Raw genomic sequence first — 22372 nt, forward strand, 5'->3', positions numbered from 1 at the left:
TCTTAGTAAGAATGGGGTGAAGGAAAGTGGGAAGTGAACCATTGAGAGGCTTCAGCAGGCATTGGACATATAGCGATAAGCCTGCTGATAAGTGGGAATTTGCGAATGTATGTGGAAATGGAGAGCTAGGAGCCATACATTTTGGGCAGCCAAACAAGGAAACGATTATTGTGAACCATGCGGAATTATTTCTTCCAACCGGCTCGCCACAGACCATGCCAGATATGTCCTTTTATTTAGAAGATGTGAGAAGAATCAGCAAGAGTGATGGTTATAGAGCATCCCATCAATTCTTTATTGAAAAAGGGGAAGAACTGGGACATACAATCGTGGACACAGACCCATTCCATCCTGGATTCTTTCTAAATATTGAACAAAGCCAAACGGAAGGATTGCGTGAATACTGCCGTTATACAGATTTTGAAAAGGGAGAGATTGGTTCTTCATGGGAGAATGATGGAAATAGGTTTCAGCGCCGCCTTTTTTCCTCAAGAACCGATCAGCTTATAGCATTAAGTATTAAAATGGATGAACATCTGCCGTTAACTTGTTTAACCATAGATGAAAACAATCATCCTTTAATAAAGTCTAGATATGAATGCCTCCCTAATGACGTGTTAGTTGGAACTCATGATTACGTACATGGAAAAGGCGGATACTATACCTTTGTGCACATAAAAAATTGTGATGGAACGATACAGTGCACGCCTACTTCAATTGAAGCAAGGAATGCCAGTAAGTTACTGATATTAATGAAAATTATTCCATTCGCCGAACACAATGAAGATATGGTGAGAGAGGTATCGTCCTTATTTTCCGGTTTTTCCGATACATATGAAGCATTATTCGATTCTCATCAAGTAAAACACTCAGAAGTCTTTAACCGTGTCTCCTTAAATTTAAATGGCGGAGAAAAAAGAGGCTGGAGTACCGATCAACTACTGGCGGATGTTAAGGAAACTTCCAGTGTACCACCGGCATTATTAGAGAGATTATTTGATGCAGGAAGATATATGTTTATCTGCAGTGCCGGTGTACGTCCGCCAAATCTTCAGGGGATATGGACGGGAACATGGGAGCCTTCCTGGTCATCTGATTATACGTTAGATACTAATTTGCAATTGGCCATGGCTTCTGTTTTTAGCTGTAATATGCTTGAAGGCATTCACCCATATACAGCCCTGCTCGATTCTTATATGGAAGATTTTCGTTATAATGCCAGGATGCTCTTTGGATGTAGAGGCATTCTCTCAGGTGTTCGGGCTTCAAGCCATGGAAGGCATTTGCACTGGGGAGAATCTTCCTGGGGAGATCGAGAATGCGATACGTTTTTTGGCGCTTTTTGGACGTGCGGGGGAGGATGGCTTGCTCATTGGCTGTATGACTATTATTTGTATACTGGAAATCAGCAGTTCCTACGAGAACATGCATTACCGTTTATGTTAGAAATCATAGCCTTTTATGAGGACTTTTTATATGAGGAAGAAGGAATATATGTCTTTAATCCCTCTTATTCCGCTGAAAATGGAATCGCGTTTAATAGTACTCAGGATATTGCCGTAGCGAAAGAGGTTTTAAATCATACAATCGAGGCTTGCAGGGAGCTTGGAATTTATCAAGAATCTATACCGCATTGGCAGCAAATGATAGAAAAAATGCCGCCGTACCTGATTAATGAGGATGGGGCATTGAAGGAGTGGGCTGTATGGGATCATGATGATAACTATAACCATCGGCATTTTTCTCACCTATATCCGCTTTTTCAAAGCTATGAATTTTCCGATACCGAGACTCCTGAACTTTGGGAGGCATCCAAACGGGCATTGGAGCTAAAAATGGAACATTGGCTATATAACCCTGACACCGATACCTCGTCTCATGGCCGTATGCATGCAGGATTATCGGCTGCCAGATTAGGAATGGGAGATGTTGTGATTGATATTATCCGGATGATGGCAGCTGGCGGAGCTATCTATCCTAGTTTAATGACAGCTCATTATGACCATTTTAATGTGTTTAATGTTGATGCAAATGGATGTATTCCTGAGCTTCTGGTAAATCTCCTGGTTTTTTCATTGCCTGGGAAACTTGAATTGCTGCCAGCTATCCCTAAGAACTTAACAAAGGGAGCAGTCGAGGGCATTTTATGTCGTAAACGAATGAAGATATCGACTATGGAGTGGGATTTAGAAGAAGGAATTCTTTCCTGTACCTTACTTTCAGATATAAATCAGGAAATCTCTCTTTCAATTGAAGAAGAAAAAGGAAATTGGTTTTTAAACAATAATCAAAGAGATACATGGAAAATAAATTTAAAAGCAGGAGAAAATACTACACTTACATTTAAACAAAAGGAATAAGGAGGGACGGGTAATGAATTCAGGAGTTTTGGGTGGGACATATCGAGTATGCTTATGGGTTGTCAGACTGGCTTGGTCAAATATCATATGGATTTTCTTAAATCTTCCTGTTTTATATTTTTGTTTAAGCTTATTGAATGCTGAATATTTAAATATCACGTATATTCTTCTTTTAATCATGGGGTTAGTGCCAATTTTCTCTTTCCCTTCCACTGTCGCTTTGTTTGGAGTTGTACGGAAATGGGTGATGGGAGAAAGCGATATTCCGATTGCCACTTCCTTTCTTCGTTATTATAAGGAAAACTATTTCAGGAGTTTCATAGGGGGAATCGTGTTTACCCTTATGTGGGCTGGCTGGATTATGAATTATATTAGTTTTGTCAGTCAACAGTCCGTTATATTTCTTGTTCTCTATGCTTTTTTTACGATGATTCTCCTAACATGGACTTTATATTTTTGCTGCTATACCGTTCATATTCACGATCGGCTCTTACAATCTATCAAAAATTCTTTCATCATGTCCGTTGGACGACCGATTTCAACCCTTGGGGTAGTCATGGTCACTGCGATATTAATTTATATTAGCATTGGTTTTACGTTTTTATGGCCATTCTTTACCGGAACGATATTGGCGTTTTTATCCTTTAGCTTTTTCTATCGGATTATTGAGAAAACCATACACTATCAAAATCAAACTAGAGATAGTGGCTTAGACACAATAGAAGAAAAAACAACCTAAATAAAGGCTGGGCTTTTAATCGATTATTTGTTTTTGATAAGAAAAAGAATCTGTTGATGGGAGTTGGAGTTGAAGATGAAGACGGAATATACATATCTCTTTCAGAATATAAAAGCTTTACTAGAGGACAGGGTGAAAGATCTGGTGTCTCAGCTGACATTGGAAGAAAAAATTAATCAAATGTGTCAGTACCAAGATGCTGTTCCGAGATTGGGAATAAAAAAATATAAGCATGGAACAGAAGGAGCTCATGGTATTGCTTGGCTGGGGGAAGCTACCGTGTTCCCGCAAAATATCGGCTTGGCCTGTACATGGAATGTAAATCTAATGAAGGAAATTGGCTCTGTCATTGGAGATGAGGCGAGAATTTTTTATCAAAAGGATCCAGAACATAATGGATTAACAATTTGGTCTCCAACGGTTGATATGGAAAGGGATCCAAGATGGGGTAGAACCGAAGAGGCCTATGGGGAAGATCCTTGCTTAACTGGTAAACTGACAACAGAATTAATCAAGGGTATGCAGGGGGAACATCCATTTTATTTGAAGACAGCCGCTACATTAAAGCATTTTCTGGGAAATAATAACGAGGTTAACCGTGGAGAGTGCTCAGTCAGTCTCGATCCCCGTAATTTAAATGAATATTATCTGAAAGCTTTTGAAAGGCAAATTAAAGAAGGAAAAGCACAATCGATCATGACTGCCTATAATGCTGTTAATGGAACTTTATGTAATATGAATCCTGATGTTAACGAGATTATAAAAAAGGAATGGGGAATGGATGGCTTTGTTGTAAGTGATGCTGGAGATGTACTTGGTTCAGTTAATGAGCATCACTATGTTGAATCCTATTCAAAGGCGGTTGCATACTCCATTAAAAATGGAATTGACAATATCACAGATGATAAGGACATAACGGTACGAGCCATCCGTGATGCTTTGGAACAGGAATATCTATTGGAAGAAGATTTGGATAAGGCTCTTTGCAACACCTTTAGGGTGAGATTTCGTCTTGGTGAGTTTGATTCTGATGGGGAGAATCCTTATTCATATGTTTCTGCAGAAAAATTAGCCAGTAAGGAGCATTATGAGCTATCTTTGAAGGCTGCCCGGGAATCTATTGTATTGCTTAAAAATAATGGAATCCTTCCATTGAAAAATAAAAAGGTTGCCGTAATCGGTCCTTTGGCAGATGAAGTGTTAACCGATTGGTACAGCGGTACACCACCTTATTCAATCACACCGCTTAAAGGTATCAAGGGAAAAATCGGTGAAACAATTCCCTACGCTGATGGAAGCAATCGCATAAGGCTCAGTATTACGGAAAGCGGAAAATCGATAGGGGTTAACCCTGATACCGGCTTCTTGCTTGCAAGTGAGAATGAAGGAGATGTATTGATTCATACGGACTGGGGATGGGGGAGTGAGACGCTTCGCTCTGAGAAAAATGGCAAATTCATTACCGTAGATGACGATCTTCATTTAAAGGCTACCGCTGATGAAGCAAAAGGGTGGTTTGTAAAAGAAGTATTTACTTTTTCTCAAAAGGAAGAAAGCATGGAGATTCTTTCCTGGGATAAGCAGCCTATCCAATTGTCTGATGATGGATCCATTATTCAGGCCGAAGGTATGCCTGCCGCATTGTTCTCCTATAACATAACCGAGGATGGTATCCAAAAAGCTGTGGAAGAGGCAAGCAAAGCAGATACAGCTATCATTTTTGCTGGTAATAATCCTTTTATAAATGGAAAGGAATGCATTGATCGTCCGGATTTGACATTGCCGCCTGCTCAGGAAAGGCTCATCCAAGAAGTACTTAAGGTTAATTCCAATACTGTCGTTGTTATTGTTGGAAGCTATCCTTATGCTGTTAACTGGGTTAATGCACATGTTCCTGCCATTATATATACATCTCATGCAGGACCGGAACTAGGCCGTGCAATAGCTGATGTGTTGTTTGGGGATTATAATCCAGCGGGACGTTTACCAATGACATGGTATCAATCTGTCAATCAGCTGCCTGAAATTATGGATTATGACATCATAAAAGGAAAGCGTACCTATCAGTATTTTGATGGGGAAGTATTGTACCCTTTTGGACATGGATTATCTTATTCACAGTTCGAATATAAAAATTTGGAACTATCGAAAGAAAGTGTAACGAAAGAAGAAGTTTTACATGTGACAGCAGAGATCAGCAATAGAAGTAATCTGGATGGTGATGAAGTGGTCCAATTGTATGTGCGGTGTAATCAGTCTAAAGTAATTCGGCCTATTAAAACGTTAAGGGACTTTGAACGGGTGCATATTAAAGGCGGAGAGACTAAAAAAATAATCTTATCAATAGAGGTAAAGGATCTGGCATACTGGGATGTGGCAGAAGAACGTTTTCTATTGGAGGATGGAACATATACAGTCATGCTGGGCAGTTCATCCAAAGCTATTCAGTTGGAAAAAACAGTTGAAATAACAGGAGAAACCCGTACAGAAAGAACATTGAAGGGCAAAGTAAACTCTGTTCATTATGATGATTATTACTCAGTCAAAATGGTTGAGTGCTTAGAAGGACGGCATGCAATTCAAAGTATTGGCTCTAGTGGTTGGATTATGTATAAAGACGTTAAAATAAAAGCAAATAACAGAATGATGAAAATACGTTTGGCCAATGGCGGAAAGCAAACCGATATTGAAGTGAGGACATGTAAGCCGAATGGAAAGCTTTTATGTACCCTTCAAGCTCCAAGTACAGGTGGGTATCAAGCTTGGACTACAGTGGAAAAATCATTCATGGACATCGAAGAGGACAAGGTAGAAGATATCTATCTCTTATTTAAAGATGAAGTGGCTATTCATTGGCTAACAATAGAGTAATAAGAGACAAAAAACACTATAGTCAAATATAGTGTTTTTTTACGTTTATCGATAATTGGTATAGAGTGAGCATGTGGATAAATATAAAATAAATGGGAGTTATTACCGTGAGGTTTTGCGTAATCACTAATTATGACATGAAAAATCATAAAAAATATACCACTTTATTTGGAAAATTCTTTAAAAAATCTCATGTATAATATATTTATATATGTAAGCGCTTACTATTTGTTGGAGGTTCGTTGATGATAGCGTATATTACTCGCAAATTAAATAATATGAAATTAAGAGATAAGTTGATTATATCCCTGGTTATTCTGGTAGCGATTCCGATTAGTATAGTTGGTCTATATTTAACTCAGCAATTGCGAAATGGAGCTATTGAAGACGCCATCAGTGAATCGAAAATGAATATGGAACGAATGAAAAAGAGAACGGCTGAGGTTTTAAAAGTACCAATCTATATATCTGACAACCTTCAGTTTGATCAGCAGCTGGATACGGTCGCAAATACCTCTTATGATTCGCGTTATCAGGTTGTAGAAGCCTATGAAAATTATAAGCTATTTACATATTACCTTGAATACTATAATGAAATCTCGACAATTCGATTTTTCATGGATAATCCAACGATGTTAAATAATTGGGAATTTATACCTATTGATGAAGAGGTAAAAAAAGAAGAATGGTATCAGGAAACAACGAAAAATCCTGATTTAATGAGATGGTATTACGTCAATGATTCAACTAAGGATAATGGGCCCTATTTATCACTTGTGAGACGTATTAATTTTCTTAAGACTAATACATACGGGGCGCTTGTTATAACAGTGAATACTTCAGAGTTGGAATGGATATTGAATCAGGAGACCCTGAGGGCAATGATTGTTGATGAGGAGAATAATATTGTAGCCTCCAATCAGAAAAAGCATATGGGACAAAAGCTTTCCAGTGTCATCCCTTCATTAGAAAAGGTAAGTGAAGAGGATGGATTCAAAGTTTATGAAGGTAAATTAAATGGCAAAAAATCTGTGGTTATGGAGGATTCCTTACTGGAACAAAGTCAAGATCATTTACGGATTATATCAGTTATGACAGAAGACCAAATGATGAAAGATGCCAATAACATCAGTATGATGGGTTTTTTTGTTACCCTGCTTGGATTTACATTAGCTGGCGTATTAATTTCCATTGTATCAATCCTTTATTCTAAGCGGGTTTCTAAATTGAGCAAGCAAATAGATTTGGTTTCAGCCGGTGATTTATCAAGCATGATTGAAGTGGATGGGGAAGATGAAATTGGTACATTATCCAAGCAATTTAATCGAATGGTGGCAAATCTGCGAGAGCTCATTGCCAAGGTGGAGGAAACGAATAGGCAGAAAAGTCTGTTGGAAATTAGGCAAAATGAAATCAAAATTAAAATGATGGCCAGCCAGATAAACCCGCATTTTTTATTTAACACATTAGAGTCTATTCGGATGAAAGCCCATATGGAGGGAGCGAAGGATGTGGCGAATGTTGTAAAAATGCTTGGCAGAATGATGCGCCACAGCTTGGAGATTCAGGGTCAAAAAATTCCTCTGTCAAAAGAATTGGAAATGGTGAATCTCTATTTGCAAATACAGAAATTCCGCTATCAGGACAGGTTGGAATATGAGCTGGATATAGAAGAAGAAGCTTTGACCGTGCTGATTCAGCCATTAATCATTCAGCCCTTGGTTGAAAATGCTGTTATTCATGGATTCGATTTATTAGATAACGGTGGAAAAGTGTGGGTGACAATCGAGAAAAAAGAGTGTGATTTAGAAATCATCGTTTCTGATAATGGGATTGGTATTTCGGAACAGAGGTTAATGGATATTCTTCAATCCATTAACCATCAAGAAGAGGGGAAACATATAGGGCTGAGGAATGTCCATCAAAGGATGGTGCTCATTTATGGAGAAGAATATGGTCTTTCTATTCAAAGTGAGCTTAATAAAGGAACCGTTATACAATTTAGAATTCCAATAGGGAGAGATAGCCATGTTTAATGTATTGATTGTTGACGATGAACCTATGATTCGTGAAGGCTTAAAAACTCTGATCAATTGGGAGGAATACGGTTTTCGAATCATTGCATTGGCTAGAAATGGAAAGGAAGGCTATGAGGAATACTGCCGGTGTAAACCCGATTTAATGATTGTAGATATTCGTATGCCAGAGATGGATGGTATTTCCCTTATTGAGTTAATACGTGCAGAGGATAATGATATTTCTTTTATTGTTCTGAGTGGCTATTCAGATTTTGCTTATGCCAAAAGGGCAATCAAAGCAAAAACAGCGGGTTATTTGCTTAAGCCAATTGACGAGGAGGAGTTGATTCAGTACCTGATTGACTTGCGTCAAAATATTGAGGAAAGGAAACAATGGTCCAGTTTGATTCAGGCTGAGTACTGTCACGAAAGGGATGAATTTCTCGCTTCCTTATGTCTGAATGATTTTAAAGAAATGGCTAATGTTCAAGAAAATCTTCATAAGTTTGAATTGGAGGATAGCGGATGTCAAATTTTATTAATTCAGTGCTATGAGAATGGGCAGAAAAAAATAAAATCAGAGTTAGTATCCTTCTTCGAGGATTGTAAAAAGGGCGTTGTTTTTACGATAAATGGGTATGCAGCTGTTTATTTGAGATCAGATTATTCATTTATTTCTCGGACTGACATGATCAAGCAAAAATTAATGAAACAGATTCATCCGTTTTGTAAAAGTATTGCATTGGGAGAATTTATGCCGAGTGTATACGGTATACAGGCATCCTATCAAACAGCACTTACCTTGATTAAACATCAATTTTATTTTGAAAAAGGACAAATATTAACAAAGAGCCATAGAAAAGAGTTGGATAGCGCCCATGGGATTTTAAAAGAAGAACTACTGCTAGATGAATATTTAAACCGCCTTTATTATGCGATAGATGTTGTTAATATTGATACTTGCAGAACTGTTATAGATGAACTTGGAAGAGAAATGATGCATCGAGATTTTTCGGAACAGCAAATAAAGAAACAGTTTATTTACATCTATACCCATACAATGAATAAGCTGTTGCAATTAAATTCTTCCATTGGTTTAGATTCAATGAAGGTTAATGATTGTGCCACTGATATTTATAAAATCGAAACTATGTCTGACTTAATCGAATATATTTTTCAACAGTTTGAGTCTATTATAAAAAGAATTGATAATGGGTTGACCGGTACACAAATGAAGAAAATGATTGATTTAATTCATAAGAATTATAATCAAAATCTCCGGTTGGAAAGTCTTGCTGGGGTATTCAATTATAATAGTGCCTATCTTGGAAAATTATTTAAAAATTATACCGGTGAATATTTTAATACGTATTTAGATAAGGTCCGTATTGAAAATGGAAAAATATTATTACAAAAAGGTTTAAAGGTTTATGAGGTTGCCGAAAAAATTGGGTATGCCGATGTTGATTATTTTCATAGAAAGTTCAAAAAATATGAAGGGATCTCACCTTCTGCCTACCGAAATCATACTGGGTAATAGTACCTTGCCAAAGCTATGTTGATGAATGCTTTGGCTTTTTTATTTTACCTTGCATATATATGAACTGCATATCTAAAATTTTCACCTGATTTTCTCCTAAATCTGTATGGTATTACCACCTTTTTGATTCGGTTATCATTAATGTAAGAAAAGGGGGAGGTATCAATGCAGACGGCAGAAAAGAAAGCGCATACAATTATGAAGGCAGCTCCTACAAGAACGCAAAGAATGTGGACGTCAATAAAAAATCAAAAGTATTTGTACCTTATGTCATTGCCATTTGTTGCGTGGGTGTTTGTTTTTAACTATATCCCTTTATGGGGTTGGACAATGGCTTTTCAAAATTTCAAGCCAGCCAGATCATTTATGGAACAGGAATGGGTGGGATTTGACCACTTTATTGCACTCTTTCAGGACGAGAGGTTTTTTCTTGCTTTACGTAATACGCTTGCAATGAGCTTAATGGGTCTGATACTTGGATTTGTTATCCCTATTATATTTGCCATTTGTATTAATGAAATACGTAAGAAGGCATTTAAACAAACGATCCAAACTGTATCATACCTTCCTCACTTTGTTTCTTGGGTTGTAGTAGCAGGGATTGTAACAAAAATGCTTTCGGTCGATGGGGGAGCCATCAATCAGTTGTTGACTACAACAGGTATTTTGGATGAACCCTATCAATTTATGACACAGGGAAATTTATTCTGGATCATTGTTACATTATCCGACCTTTGGAAAGAGATGGGCTGGAACTCAATCATCTTTTTAGCGGCCATGGCTGGAATTGACACTCAATTATATGAAGCAGCAAAGGTGGATGGAGCAAGCCGTTTGAGGCAAATATGGCATATTACCTTACCGGGTATTCGGCCGACCATCTTGGTTGTTTTGATTTTATCGATTGGTCATTTGATTTCCATTGGCTTCGAAAAACAATTCTTGCTGGGTAATGCTACTGTTGTTGATTATGCAGAGGTTTTAGATTTATATGCCTTAAACTACGGTATTGGTCTTGGAAGATTCTCGTATGGTACGGCAATTGGGATATTCAATTCTTTAGTCAGCATCATTTTATTATTCTTAGCAAATGGCATTTTCAAGAGATTTACAAACCAAAGTGTAATGTAATGGGGTGAGATAGTGAGTAGCAAAGGAGTTAACGTGAGACCCAGCCGGGACGACCGAATATTCGATATTTGTAATTATATCTTTCTAACACTTGTATTCGTCGTTACCCTATATCCATTTTTGAATGTATTGGCTATATCCTTTAATGAGTCGAATGACACGATTCGAGGGGGAATTACGATATTCCCAAGAGAGTTTACGCTGGAAAACTATAAAACTATTTTTCAGTACGATAATTTGGTAACAGGATTTGTTAATTCAACACTTCGTACCATAATCGGAACTGTACTTGGAGTATTATCATCAGCAATGGTGGCTTTTACTTTAAGTCGTGCTGATTTTAGTGGACGTAAATTTGTTTCAACGATCTTGGTTTTAACCTTGTATTTCTCTGGGGGATTAATTCCTGGATATATGCTTATGAGAGATTTAGGCTTAATCGATACATTCTGGGTGTATGTATTGCCTGGTATGGTTAATGCCTTCAATATCATCATTGTTCGGTCCTTTATGGATGGATTGCCATATGCCTTACAGGAATCAGCAAAAATTGATGGCGCTAATGATTTTACTATTTTTTGGAGAATTGTATTGCCGCTGTGTACGCCCGTTTTAGCGACAATTGCTTTATTTGTAGCAGTTGGTCAATGGAATTCCTGGTTTGATACGTATTTATATAATAGTTCAAATGAGAGTTTAACAACCTTGCAATATGAATTAATGAAAATCTTACAAAATACGACTGTTAGTGCCAGTGATCCTAATGCTTATCGGACTTCGAGCGGTGAAGCAGCTGCTTCATCTGTATCACCGGAATCCATCAAAATGGCGATTTCAGTTGTCACTATTGTTCCTATTCTGCTAGTATACCCGTTCCTACAACGCTTTTTTGTACAGGGTATGACATTAGGTGCCGTAAAAAGCTGATTTAAGTTAAAACAGATCATGATCTGTTTGACAATAAATGATAAGGAGAAAAGAGAATGAAAACAAAAACGAAATCAGTACTAATTCTTTTGATGGCCGTTATGTTGGTGATAACTGGTTGTAAGGATGATAGTGCTTCGAGTCTGAAGGAAGAGACAACTGGGCCTGTTACTTTTTCTTTATTTAGCGCTGATCCGCATTCTCAATGGGATAAAATGGAAAGTCCAGTGAGCAAAGCAATCAAGGATAAAACAGATGTGACAATTGATCCTGAATTTGATGTAAATGGCGGAGATCAGAAAATCTCGCTTATGATTGCAAGCGGGGAGTATCCGGATTTAATTTTACCAAAAGGGAATGCTGGTAATTTGGTTGATGCAGGAGCTTTTATAGACCTGACAGATTTAATTGAAGAACATGCACCTAATTTAAAGAAAATTTATGGTGATTATTTAAATCGATTGAAATGGAGTAATGAAGATGAAGGGATTTATATCCTTCCAACTGCAGCTGTTGATCAGACGTATTTCGAGCCAGGCACTGGGTTTATGCTCCAGCATGATGTTGTTCAAAAATTAGGTTATCCTGAAATCCGCACAGTGGAGGATGTAGAGAAGGCTATTAAGGAATATAAGGCTAAATATCCAACGATTGATGGAAAGCCAACGATAGGTTTATCCCTACTGGCTGATGACTGGCGCATCCAGATATCTACCACAAATCCTGCATTTTATGCAACAGGTGCACCTGATGATGGAGAATTTTATATCGATCCAAAATCACATGAAGCAAAATTACATTATCGCCGGGCTGAAGAAAAAGAATATTTCCGCTGGTTAAACCATATGAATGATATTGATTTATTGGATAAGGAAAGCTTTGTACAAAAATACGACCAATATTTAGCTAAGATTTCTTCTGGCCGTGTTCTTTCCGTAACCGATACGGATTGGCAGATTGGCGATGCAGACCGTGCGCTGCGTGAATCTGGAAAAACAGAGCGTATGTATGGAATGTATCCTGTAACACTTAATGAACAATTCAAACATCATAATTTCCAGGATACTGGCTATCTAGGCGGATGGGGCATCGGGATTACAGTAGATAATGAGGATCCTGTACGTGCCATTAAATTTATTGATTATCTTGCCTCTGAAGAAGGACAGATTCTTCAAAACTGGGGAATTGAAGGGGAGCATTATGAGGTTGTAGATGGTAAACGTGTCATCTCGAAAGAAGAAATGGATCAGCGTAATAGCAATGCCAATTATGTAAAGGAAACTGGTATTGGTGCATTAAAAGGCTTTGCTCCTTATTACGGGGATGGAATAACAGATTCAACTGGACAAACCTTTTCAATTGCCAGTAGAGAGCAAATCAAAGACGGCTATACTGATGTTGAAAAAGAAGTACTTTCTAATTATGGCGTAGAGATGTGGGCCGATTTGTATCCACAAAAAGAAGATTTCCCTGTAAAAGAATGGGGAGCAGCTTTTAATATGGCGGTCCCTTCAGGTTCTGATACGGAGCTTATCATGCAAAAGTGTCTTGATATCGTGAAAAAACGGATTCCAGAAGCTATTCTGGCAGATCCAGATAACTTTGATAAAGTGTGGGATACCTTTATGAAGGATTTGGAAAAAGCGGATGTCGAACAAGCTGAAAAGGAATATACCAAACTAATAAAAGACCGTATTGAGCTATGGAATAAGTGATATTAAATCATAACTGTCCTCCTGAATCTTTATAGGAGGACAGTGTTTTTAACTATCAGGCTATATAAATGAAAGAATAATAAATTATTTACTGGATTGGAGAGTATTCATATGAATCAGATTCCTATAGCGGTTCAAATGTTCAGTCTGCGAGAAGAGGCGGAAAAAGATTTTGCAGGTACGTTGAAAAAAGTAGCTGAGCTTGGTTTTGACGGTGTTGAGTTAGCTGGCCACGGTAATCTTACTGCCCAGGAAGTGAGGAACCTCTTAGATGAGTATGGCTTAAAAGCAGCAGCCAGCCATATCCCAATCGATGAGCTAGAAAGTGAGCTTGAACGAGTAATTGAAGAGCAAATTATATTAGGTTCAAACTATATTGTATGTCCATATTTAGCAGAAGACCGACGCCAGGAAAGTGAGTATCTTGCTTTGCCTTCTCTATTAAATGAAATAGGGGAGACATGTAAGAGGAACGGTCTTACATTGTGCTATCACAATCATGATTTTGAGCTAGAGACCCTATCTGATGGACGGAAAGCGCTAGAGGTTATTTTTGATGGTACAGATCCAGATAAGGTTAAAGCGGAGTTTGATGTATATTGGCTAAAAAAGGCAGGGGAAGATCCTATTTCCTGGTTGGATAAATACCGGAATCGGTCTCCTCTCATCCATTTAAAGGACATGACCTTAGATGATGAACAGTTTTTCGCAGAACTGGGCACAGGTGGGGTTGAGATTGAGAAAATTTTAGAAAAGGGCGAGGAGTTAAACGTCGCCTGGTGGATTGTTGAACAGGATGCTACGAGATTAACTCCGTTTAGGAGTATGGAAATTAGTATGAATTATTTAAAAAGCAACCTGCCTGATTATACAACAAATAAAGGGAGATAGGGTTTCATGACTTTACGGGTAGGGATTGTCGGCTGCGGAAATATCAGCAGCATCTATATCGAGAATAGTAATAGATTTACAGACTATCAAGTAGTAGCCTGTGCGGATTTGGATTATACAAAAGCGATCGAAATGGCTCGAAAGTATAATGTTGGAAAACCGTTGGAGCTTGAAGAAATATTTACATCTCCAGATATCGATTTAATTTTAAATTTAACTGTTCCTCATGCTCATTCATCTGTATCTCTAAAAGCTATTCATAACGGTAAGCATGTTTATACTGAAAAACCTCTTTCAATTTCATATAACGAAGGCAAAAGAATACTGGACGCTGCCCGTGAAAAGGGAGTTATAGTAGGGTCGGCTCCTGATACCTTTCTCGGTGGCAGTCTTCAATTAGCTGGAAAATGGATTGAGGAAGGGTTGATTGGGCGAATTGTAGGGGCAACAGGCAATATGATGTCCAATGGACCTGAATCCTGGCATCCAAACCCCGACTTTTATTACAAGGCTGGCGGTGGCCCTATGTTTGATATGGGTCCATATTATTTAACGGCATTAATCAGTTTACTGGGCAGTGTGAACAGAGTTACTGGTATAGCTAGAACAACCTATACGGAACGATTGATCACAAATCCGAAGCGGTTTGGAGAGTTTATCCCGGTTGAGGTGCCGACACATGTGACTGGAATACTGGAAATGGCGAGTGGAGTGATTACGACGATTACGACAAGCTTTGATGTAGTGGGAGCTAGAACTCCGTTTCTTGAGATATATGGGGAAAAAGGAACACTTAGCTTGCCTGATCCGAACCAATTTAATCATCCTGTTCTTGTAAAAAGAGATGGAGAGATTGAGTGGACTGAATTGAAGACTATGGGAGATCCATATGACAATCTGCGCGGGATTGGTCTTGCCGACATGGCAAAGGCTCTTCAGAACGGCTATCAGCCCCGTGCTAGCTCTGAAATGGCCTTGCATGTACTTGAAATTATGGAAGGAATACATCGGTCCTCGGAATTAGGGACTCATTATGTAATGGAAAGTAAATGCGAGAAGCCATTTTTACTAGACGCTAATTAAGTTCAATAATTTTAAAATGGAGGAACGTAGATGAATAAAATAAGAGTGGGTGTTATTGGATGTGGAAGTATCGCTAAATTCCGCCACTTACCTGAGTATGCTGCAAATGAGACTTCAGAAATCACTGCCGTATGCGATCTAGTTGAAGAAAGGGCAAAGAAGATGGCTGAGCTTTATGGCAGTGAAGTGTATACCGATTATGATGAAATTATAGCAAGAAACGATATTGATGCTGTCAGTATATGCCTTCCGAATTATTTGCACGCTCCCGTTACAATTGCTGCATTAAAATCTGGTAAACATGTATTATGCGAAAAACCAATGGCAACTTCAAAGCAAGAAGCAGAAGAGATGATTCATGCCGCACGTGAGGCCAGTAAAAAATTGATGATTGCCCATAACCAACGATTTGTTGCATCACATCAGACTGCCAAGGGAATTTTGGATAGCGGTAAATTAGGGAAGATTTATAGTTTTCGTACCGCTTTTGGCCATCCCGGACCAGAAGGCTGGAGTGTGGATGGCAAGGAAAGCTGGTTCTTCAATAAGAAACAAGCATTTATAGGTGCTTTAGGTGATTTAGGCGTACATAAGTCAGATTTACTTCGCTATTTATTTGGAGAGTTTTCAGCAGTAAGTGCTTTTGTTGAAACCAATGCAAAGGATTCTACTGAAGTAGATGACAATGCGGTTGTCCTGCTGCGCACGGATAGCGGAATCATTGGCACTTTAGCGGCGAGCTGGGCTTATGTAGCCGGCGGCGGGGATAATTCAACGGTTATTTATGGAGAAAAGGGTATTCTGCGATTGGAGGATGATCCAGAGCATTCATTAATTGAAGAGTATGTTGATGGACGTGTCATTAAACATAAGTTGGATAAAATTCAGACGAATGAAGATGGTGGGCAAACGTCATCTCATGTGATCAATCATTTCATTCAGTCAATTATCGAGGATAAAGAACCGCTAATTACGGGAGAAGAAGGGAAAAAATCATTGGGTATCATTCTTGGTGCTCTTGAATCAGAGCGGACGAAGAAGACCGTTTCCTTAGCTGAGGGGGAAGGTTTTTAATGAAGATGGGAGTTTTTACCGTATTGTTCTCGAAAATGTCATTTGTAGATATGCTCGATTATGTTAAAGAAGCAGGATTATCCACTGTTGAAATTGGAACCGGAGGGTATCCGGGGAACGCTCATTGTCCGTTGGATGAATTGCTTGAGGATGAACAAAAGAGGAATTCGTATCTTGGAGAAGTCAACTCTAGAGGATTATCGATTAGTGCGTTCAGCTGCCATGGCAATCCACTAACACCGGATAAAAAGTTCGCTGAAGAATCAGATTCCATTTTACGTAAGACAATTCAACTTGCATCCTTGTTGGGAGTACCCGTTGTAAATACATTTTCCGGTACACCGGGAGACAGTGAAGAAGCAAAATATCCAAATTGGCCAACTGTTGCTTGGCCGGCGGAATATGCCGATCTATTAGAATGGCAATGGGAAAATAAGTTGATTCCTTATTGGAAAGAGATCGGGACGTTTGCAGAGCAACATGATGTAAAAATAGGTATTGAATTACATGGGGGGTTCCTTGTTCATACACCTTATACATTATTAAAACTAAGGGAAAGAACCTGTACGGCAATCGGAGCTAATTTTGACCCGAGCCATATGTGGTGGCAGGGAATTGATCCGGTGGCAGCGATTAAGATTCTCGGTAAGGCCGGTGCTATTCATCATTTCCATGCGAAGGATACGTATATCGATCAGGATAATGTAAATATGTATGGATTAACAGATATGCAGCCCTATGGTAATGTGGAATCTAGAGCCTGGACATTCAGAAGTGTTGGATGCGGGCATTCTATTCAAGAATGGAGCGATATGATGAGTGCGCTCCGTATTTACAATTATGATTATGCTGTCAGTATTGAACATGAAGATCCATTAATGTCTATTGAAGAAGGTTTTACTCGAGCGGTTAAGAATTTAAATGGTGTGCTTATTCGCGAAAGACCAAGTGAAATATGGTGGTCGTAATGAATGTACACACTTAAGGTTTGAATTCTGTTGCGAAATCAACCGGATTTGGAATTGTTTTGTTGAATGGCCAAACATGTATCCAATTTTGAAATCTATACAGAATCAATAGTATCTGGATTTTAACTTTCCAATCTTTCTTCAAAAACCTCTTGCCACCAGGTACAATTTTTGATAAAATAACTTTTGTTGTCATTACGAATGAGCTTCTATTGACATTATACAGCGAAACATGTTAAAATGATTTTTAGTGAGCAAATCAAATACGACACATTATAAAGCAGAAGCACCCGCTTCTCACCTGTATAACACTCTTCAGAGAGTAGTTAACTGGTTCAATTGATATAATCAGACGGTATGTCTTTTTATGGGCGGGTGTGCATGCACCGGCCTTTTTTATATGTTTAAAAAGCATGTGAAGTAGTATTTGCTAGAAAATCTTGGAGGTGGCTTATTATTAGCAAACAAGACTTAATCTTAAACGAAGGCATTCGTGCCCGAGAAGTACGTCTAGTTGATCAAAATGGTGAGCAGCTTGGAATTAAATCCCGCAATGAGGCATTAGAAATTGCTACACGCGTGAATTTGGATCTTGTGCTGGTTGCACCGAACGCAAAGCCTCCTGTCGCCCGTATTATGGACTATGGTAAGTTCCGTTTCGAGCAACAGAAGAAGGAAAAAGAAGCTAGAAAAAACCAAAAAACAATTAGTTTAAAAGAGGTTCGTTTAAGCCCAACTATCGACGAGCATGACTTTAATACGAAGCTTCGCAACGCTATTAAGTTCCTTGAAAAAGGAGATAAGGTAAAAGCAAGTATTCGATTTAAAGGACGGGCTATTACCCATAAAGAAATCGGGCAGCGCGTGTTAGTTCGCTTTGCAGAGGAATGTAAAGAAGTGGCTACTGTGGAAACAGCGCCAAAAATGGACGGACGCAGCATGTTCTTGATTTTAGCACCGAAAAACGAAAAGTAATGTTTCGAGGAGGAAATTTCCCATGCCAAAAATGAAAACTCACAGAGGCGCTGCAAAGCGATTCAAAAAAACTGGTTCTGGTAAGCTTAAGCGCAGCCATGCTTACACAAGCCACTTATTCGCTAACAAATCCACTAAAGCAAAACGTAAATTACGTAAAAGTGGAATGGTTAGTTCCGGAGATTTCAAACGCATTCGTCATCTATTAGACAATATCAAGTAATTGAGAACGCTCAATTTTAGGAGGAATTAGATATGCCACGTGTTAAAGGCGGTACAGTGACGCGCAAACGTCGTAAAAAAGTATTAAAGCTAGCTAAAGGTTATTTCGGTTCAAAACATACATTATACAAAGTTGCTAATCAACAAGTAATGAAATCCTTGCAATATGCATTCCGCGATCGTCGTCAAAAGAAACGCGACTTCCGTAAATTATGGATTACTCGTATCAATGCAGCAGCTCGCATCAACGGTCTTTCTTACAGCCGTTTAATGCACGGTTTAAAACTTGCTGGTATTGAAGTTAACCGTAAAATGCTTGCTGAACTTGCAGTTAGCGATGCAGCAGCATTTGCTCAATTAGCTGAAACAGCTAAAAAAGAACTTAATAAATAATAATAGAGGCGCTTCTCAAGTGATTGGGGGCGCCTTTTGTTATGGGAGGAGAGGAGAATATGAAAGAGCTTATCATCGGTTATTTTATACTGATCAATTTAACCTTACTTCTTGTTATGAAACTGGATAAAAACAGAGCTCAACATAATCGATACCGCATAAGCGAGAAAACATTGTGGATTCTGGCTCTTGCTGGAGGAGCTATTGGCGGGACAGCAGGTATGAAGCTATTCAGGCATAAAACAAAGCATAAAGCTTTTGTGGCAGGCTTTCCATTATTAGCAATCGTGGACGTAATCATAGCAGCTATTCTTTTATCAACCATACAGTCATAATTAAGCAAGAGAACATATATTAATAAATAAGCCAAGTTTTAACAACGTAGAAAGGCAAAATGGGGTGTGAGTATGGATTATGATTTTACCATGTTGCTCGCTTTTATTGAGGCAGGTGGTTTTTGGTCACCTCTTGTCTTTGTAGTTTTCCATATAGTAAGGCAATATATTTTTATTCCGGTAGCTGTTGTTTGTATGGCGGGCGGGATTATGTTTGGTGCTGTATTCGGTACGTTATTATCTTTATTAGGTCTCTGGCTATCATCGATTATTTTTTACTTTATGATTATTAAAATGCCGAAATTACAGCATAAGCTTGAAAAGTTGGATGAGCGTACATTGAAGTTCGGAGGAAGAATAAATGTAAAGCAGGCGAGTATCCTAAGGCTTATTCCGTTTATACATTTCCATCTCCTAAATTTTTATTTAATCGGCAACAGCAAAACCTTTACGGATTACGCAAAAGCCGTTTTTTGGTCCAATATTCCCTTGGCATTTTTTTATACGGTATTTGGACATTCGATTGCAAAGTTTTCTCCAACGATGATGCTGATTATCATTTCAGCGCTGATTATCTTGCTCTTTTTCCTTAGAGAAAAGAAGGTCATTATTAAGTGGAGTCAGTTTTTTGGTCATACTTAACATTAGTCTGTTAAACTTATTTGTATAGATAAGTTTTGCAGGCTTTTTTAGATGGTTAATAGAATGAAGTTCTATTCAGTTTACTGAAGACTGGTTAGGATACAGGAGGAATGACCATGTTTAATGGAATGAACCAGTTCCATGGTCAGGCTATATTTAGAAGTGAATATTAACGGAAGTCTTTCGGCTGATTCATAATGGTCTTTCGATTATTTGATAGTAAAGGGAAATAATACATATACTATAAAGAATGATATACATAGTTAAGGAGGCTCTTTTTTATGAAACATCTAGATGATACGCTTTCTATGCTGAAGGAGCTAACAGATGTTAACGGCATTGCAGGTAATGAAGGAGAACCGAGAAAAGTTATGAGAAGGCTGATTGAGCCATATGCTGATAGCCTTTCATTTGATGGAATCGGCAGTTTGATTGCTGAGAAAACAGGAGAAGAAAAAGGACCGCGCATTATGATTGCCGGACACCTTGATGAAGTAGGTTTTATGGTTACCCGGATTGATGACAAAGGATTCCTTTTTTTTCAAACGATTGGGGGCTGGTGGTCACAGGTTATGCTTTCTCAGCGTGTTACAGTAACCACTTCGGGGGGCGAGCAAATTACGGGTTTAATCGGATCTTCACCGCCTCATATCCTTACTCCGGAAGCGAGAAAGAAACCGGCAGATGTCAAAAATATGTTCATTGATATCGGAGCCACAAGCCGGGATGAAGTACTTGAATGGGGAATCCGTCCAGGAGATATGGTAACGCCGTACTCCGAATTTACGGTACTTAAAAACGAAAAAATGTTAATGGCTAAAGCATGGGACAACCGAATTGGTTGTGCGGTGGCAATAGAGGTATTAAAACGCCTAAAAGATGAAAACCATCCGAATACCGTATTTGGCGTAGGAACTGTTCAGGAAGAGGTAGGGCTGCGCGGCGCTAAAACAGCGGCTAATTATGTACAGCCTGATATTGCGATTGCTGTAGATGTGGGAGTGGCAATCGATACACCAGGATTATCTGAAAAAGACGGTTTAACAAAAGCGGGAGACGGTCCGGGACTGGTGTTATATGACGCAAGCCTGGTGACTCATAAAGGCTTGAGGGACTTTATTGTCGGTGTGGCAGAAGAAATGAATATACCTTATCAATTTGATCATATACCTGGCGGCGGAACAGATGCTGGATCATTCCATGTCAGCGGTACGGGTGTACCTTCTATCGCGATTACGATTCCAACTCGTTATATCCATTCTAATGCGGGGATATTAAATCGTGATGATTATGAAAATACGGTTAACCTTATTGTAGAATTGGTTAAACGTCTGAACAGGGAAACGGTGGATAAGATTACGTTTGATTGAATACGAAAAAACGATGATGGAGAATAACTCCGTCATCGTTCTTTTGTTATTTGCTGAGTGCACTTTCTAATAGATGGAGCATCTCGTCCTTCTCGCTTTCAGAGGCTTTTTGCCAAATAAGCTCAAATAATACACCAAGGCCCGGCAGCATTTTTTCTTCACCGCTTTGAATGGCATCTACAATAGTGGCTTCAAGTTCATCCTGGGTATTGCCTGTTACATTATGGATAATGGCATTTCTAAGATTTAAATTCATGGATATTCCCTCCAATTTTGGTCTCATACTTAGTTTTGCTTTTCTTTCCTTTTTCTATGTATTAAATTTGGGATATAATGAAAGAACGTTTGATAAGAAGGTGACTTATATTGAAATATATTGAATCAATGCAAAATGCACGTGTAAAGCAATGGAAGAAACTTTTGACAAAGAAGGACAGGGATAAAAGCGGTCTTTTCATAGTGGAAGGTTTTCATTTAGTAGAGGAAGCTCTTATGCATGGATTAGTGGAAGAACTGATTGTAAAGGAAGGTACTGATTTACCTTTAAAGTGGGAGCTAGAAGGCATTGATTTGTTTACTGTACATAAAGACATTTTTAAAGCAATCGCGGATACTGACACACCACAGGGAGTTGCAGCGGCTTGCAGAAAGCCAACTTTCCCTGAGTTAGGAGCGGACATTTCAACTGTATTATTAATTGATCGTGTGCAGGATCCAGGGAATATCGGAACAATGATACGTACAGCAGATGCAGCGGGCTTTGATGCCGTTATACTAGGGGACGGGTGCGCAGATGCATACAGTCCAAAGGTAGTTCGCTCTACACAGGGCAGCCTGTTTCATATCCCAACTTTTAAAGGAAGCCTAGAAACTTGGGTGGATAAATTACAACAATCAGGTATGAAAGTTTATGGGACTGCCTTGCAGGGAGCAAAGCCATATAAGGAGATAAGTAAAGCAGAACGGTTCGCTATACTTGTCGGCAATGAAGGCAGCGGCGTCAGCAAAGAACTGCTAGAACAAACAGATCAAAATGTGTATATTCCTATATACGGAAAAAGTGAATCATTAAATGTGGCAGTAGCTGCCGGCATTTTGATGTATGGCCTTAAATAAAG

The 22372-nt window shown here is 38.7% G+C and carries 20 protein-coding genes and 1 other annotated feature; of the genes, 19 read left to right on the forward strand and 1 reads right to left on the reverse strand.

Annotated features, from left to right (window positions below; genetic code table 11):
- The first annotated feature begins 26 nt into the window (after positions 1-26).
- The 18 genes from FHY45_RS19500 (at position 27) to FHY45_RS19585 (ending at position 21254) form a co-directional block, all read left to right on the forward strand.
- Positions 27-2360 carry a glycosyl hydrolase family 95 catalytic domain-containing protein gene (locus tag FHY45_RS19500; RefSeq protein ID WP_139892807.1) on the forward strand — a complete coding sequence of 778 codons (2334 nt, stop codon included), beginning with the start codon at positions 27-29 and terminating at the stop codon, positions 2358-2360.
- A gap of 13 nt (positions 2361-2373) precedes the next feature.
- Entirely contained in the window at positions 2374-3099 is a 726-nt protein-coding gene (locus tag FHY45_RS19505; protein WP_066108846.1) for a YesL family protein, read from the forward strand.
- A gap of 75 nt (positions 3100-3174) precedes the next feature.
- On the forward strand, positions 3175-5970 hold the full coding sequence (locus FHY45_RS19510) for a glycoside hydrolase family 3 C-terminal domain-containing protein (RefSeq protein ID WP_139892808.1): 2796 nt from the start codon (positions 3175-3177) through the stop codon (positions 5968-5970).
- Positions 5971-6215: 245 nt separating this feature from the next.
- Positions 6216-8006 carry a sensor histidine kinase gene (locus FHY45_RS19515; protein ID WP_066108840.1) on the forward strand — a complete coding sequence of 597 codons (1791 nt, stop codon included), beginning with the start codon at positions 6216-6218 and terminating at the stop codon, positions 8004-8006.
- The gene (locus FHY45_RS19520) at positions 7999-9525 is read left to right on the forward strand and encodes a response regulator transcription factor (RefSeq protein ID WP_066108837.1); all 1527 of its coding nucleotides are present in this window, start codon (positions 7999-8001) and stop codon (positions 9523-9525) included. Before FHY45_RS19515 ends, FHY45_RS19520 begins: the two co-directional genes overlap by 8 nt.
- 201 nt (positions 9526-9726) lie before the next feature.
- Entirely contained in the window at positions 9727-10659 is a 933-nt protein-coding gene (locus FHY45_RS19525) for an ABC transporter permease (protein WP_225983735.1), read from the forward strand.
- Between the two features lie 12 nt (positions 10660-10671).
- On the forward strand, positions 10672-11586 hold the full coding sequence (locus tag FHY45_RS19530; RefSeq protein ID WP_066108832.1) for a carbohydrate ABC transporter permease: 915 nt from the start codon (positions 10672-10674) through the stop codon (positions 11584-11586).
- 56 nt (positions 11587-11642) lie between these two features.
- Complete coding sequence (locus FHY45_RS19535) at positions 11643-13301, forward strand: ABC transporter substrate-binding protein (protein ID WP_139892809.1); 1659 nt, start codon at positions 11643-11645, stop codon at positions 13299-13301.
- Positions 13302-13412: 111 nt separating this feature from the next.
- Complete coding sequence (locus tag FHY45_RS19540; RefSeq protein ID WP_066108826.1) at positions 13413-14192, forward strand: sugar phosphate isomerase/epimerase family protein; 780 nt, start codon at positions 13413-13415, stop codon at positions 14190-14192.
- A 6-nt stretch (positions 14193-14198) separates the two neighbouring features.
- The gene (locus tag FHY45_RS19545) at positions 14199-15275 is read left to right on the forward strand and encodes a Gfo/Idh/MocA family protein (RefSeq protein WP_066108824.1); all 1077 of its coding nucleotides are present in this window, start codon (positions 14199-14201) and stop codon (positions 15273-15275) included.
- A gap of 30 nt (positions 15276-15305) precedes the next feature.
- Positions 15306-16349: a Gfo/Idh/MocA family protein gene (locus FHY45_RS19550; RefSeq protein ID WP_066108822.1), complete on the forward strand. Its 1044-nt coding sequence runs from the start codon at positions 15306-15308 to the stop codon at positions 16347-16349.
- A complete protein-coding gene (locus FHY45_RS19555; RefSeq protein ID WP_066108818.1) occupies positions 16349-17317 on the forward strand; it encodes a sugar phosphate isomerase/epimerase family protein in 969 nt (322 codons plus the stop codon). Before FHY45_RS19550 ends, FHY45_RS19555 begins: the two co-directional genes overlap by 1 nt.
- A 272-nt stretch (positions 17318-17589) precedes the next feature.
- Positions 17590-17722: a sequence feature (ribosomal protein L20 leader region), on the forward strand.
- 48 nt (positions 17723-17770) lie between these two features.
- Positions 17771-18292 (forward strand): translation initiation factor IF-3, encoded by a 522-nt coding sequence (gene infC / locus FHY45_RS19560; RefSeq protein ID WP_077248178.1) that lies wholly within the window; start codon positions 17771-17773, stop codon positions 18290-18292.
- A 22-nt stretch (positions 18293-18314) separates the two neighbouring features.
- On the forward strand, positions 18315-18515 hold the full coding sequence (gene rpmI / locus FHY45_RS19565) for a 50S ribosomal protein L35 (RefSeq protein WP_049669916.1): 201 nt from the start codon (positions 18315-18317) through the stop codon (positions 18513-18515).
- A gap of 32 nt (positions 18516-18547) precedes the next feature.
- On the forward strand, positions 18548-18907 hold the full coding sequence (gene rplT, locus FHY45_RS19570) for a 50S ribosomal protein L20 (RefSeq protein WP_066108802.1): 360 nt from the start codon (positions 18548-18550) through the stop codon (positions 18905-18907).
- A 59-nt stretch (positions 18908-18966) separates the two neighbouring features.
- Positions 18967-19242, forward strand: a complete 276-nt coding sequence (locus FHY45_RS19575; protein WP_066109248.1) for a DUF1294 domain-containing protein — start codon at positions 18967-18969, stop codon at positions 19240-19242.
- 72 nt (positions 19243-19314) lie between these two features.
- Positions 19315-19884 carry a VTT domain-containing protein gene (locus FHY45_RS19580; RefSeq protein WP_066108799.1) on the forward strand — a complete coding sequence of 190 codons (570 nt, stop codon included), beginning with the start codon at positions 19315-19317 and terminating at the stop codon, positions 19882-19884.
- 281 nt (positions 19885-20165) lie between these two features.
- Entirely contained in the window at positions 20166-21254 is a 1089-nt protein-coding gene (locus FHY45_RS19585; protein ID WP_066108797.1) for a M42 family metallopeptidase, read from the forward strand.
- Positions 21255-21300: 46 nt separating this feature from the next.
- Here FHY45_RS19585 and sspI read toward each other — a convergent pair whose 3' ends face one another.
- Complete coding sequence (gene sspI, locus FHY45_RS19590; protein WP_066108794.1) at positions 21301-21510, reverse strand: small acid-soluble spore protein SspI; 210 nt, start codon at positions 21508-21510, stop codon at positions 21301-21303.
- Positions 21511-21638: 128 nt separating this feature from the next.
- On the opposite strand from sspI, the gene FHY45_RS19595 reads away from it, so the two are divergent.
- Positions 21639-22370: a TrmH family RNA methyltransferase gene (locus FHY45_RS19595; RefSeq protein WP_175354319.1), complete on the forward strand. Its 732-nt coding sequence runs from the start codon at positions 21639-21641 to the stop codon at positions 22368-22370.
- The last annotated feature ends 2 nt before the right edge of the window (positions 22371-22372 follow it).

Source organism: Bacillus sp. D386, assembly GCF_006346415.1.

Coding starts and splice junctions, on each gene's coding strand:
- FHY45_RS19505 (WP_066108846.1), top strand. CDS start 2,374: ATGAATTCAGGAGTTTTGGGTGGGACATATCGAGTATGCTTATGGGTT.
- FHY45_RS19510 (WP_139892808.1), top strand. CDS start 3,175: ATGAAGACGGAATATACATATCTCTTTCAGAATATAAAAGCTTTACTA.
- FHY45_RS19515 (WP_066108840.1), top strand. CDS start 6,216: ATGATAGCGTATATTACTCGCAAATTAAATAATATGAAATTAAGAGAT.
- FHY45_RS19520 (WP_066108837.1), top strand. CDS start 7,999: ATGTTTAATGTATTGATTGTTGACGATGAACCTATGATTCGTGAAGGC.
- FHY45_RS19525 (WP_225983735.1), top strand. CDS start 9,727: ATGAAGGCAGCTCCTACAAGAACGCAAAGAATGTGGACGTCAATAAAA.
- FHY45_RS19535 (WP_139892809.1), top strand. CDS start 11,643: ATGAAAACAAAAACGAAATCAGTACTAATTCTTTTGATGGCCGTTATG.
- FHY45_RS19540 (WP_066108826.1), top strand. CDS start 13,413: ATGAATCAGATTCCTATAGCGGTTCAAATGTTCAGTCTGCGAGAAGAG.
- FHY45_RS19545 (WP_066108824.1), top strand. CDS start 14,199: ATGACTTTACGGGTAGGGATTGTCGGCTGCGGAAATATCAGCAGCATC.
- FHY45_RS19550 (WP_066108822.1), top strand. CDS start 15,306: ATGAATAAAATAAGAGTGGGTGTTATTGGATGTGGAAGTATCGCTAAA.
- FHY45_RS19555 (WP_066108818.1), top strand. CDS start 16,349: ATGAAGATGGGAGTTTTTACCGTATTGTTCTCGAAAATGTCATTTGTA.
- rpmI (WP_049669916.1), top strand. CDS start 18,315: ATGCCAAAAATGAAAACTCACAGAGGCGCTGCAAAGCGATTCAAAAAA.
- rplT (WP_066108802.1), top strand. CDS start 18,548: ATGCCACGTGTTAAAGGCGGTACAGTGACGCGCAAACGTCGTAAAAAA.
- FHY45_RS19575 (WP_066109248.1), top strand. CDS start 18,967: ATGAAAGAGCTTATCATCGGTTATTTTATACTGATCAATTTAACCTTA.
- FHY45_RS19580 (WP_066108799.1), top strand. CDS start 19,315: ATGGATTATGATTTTACCATGTTGCTCGCTTTTATTGAGGCAGGTGGT.
- FHY45_RS19585 (WP_066108797.1), top strand. CDS start 20,166: ATGAAACATCTAGATGATACGCTTTCTATGCTGAAGGAGCTAACAGAT.
- sspI (WP_066108794.1), bottom strand. CDS start 21,510: ATGAATTTAAATCTTAGAAATGCCATTATCCATAATGTAACAGGCAAT.
- FHY45_RS19595 (WP_175354319.1), top strand. CDS start 21,639: ATGCAAAATGCACGTGTAAAGCAATGGAAGAAACTTTTGACAAAGAAG.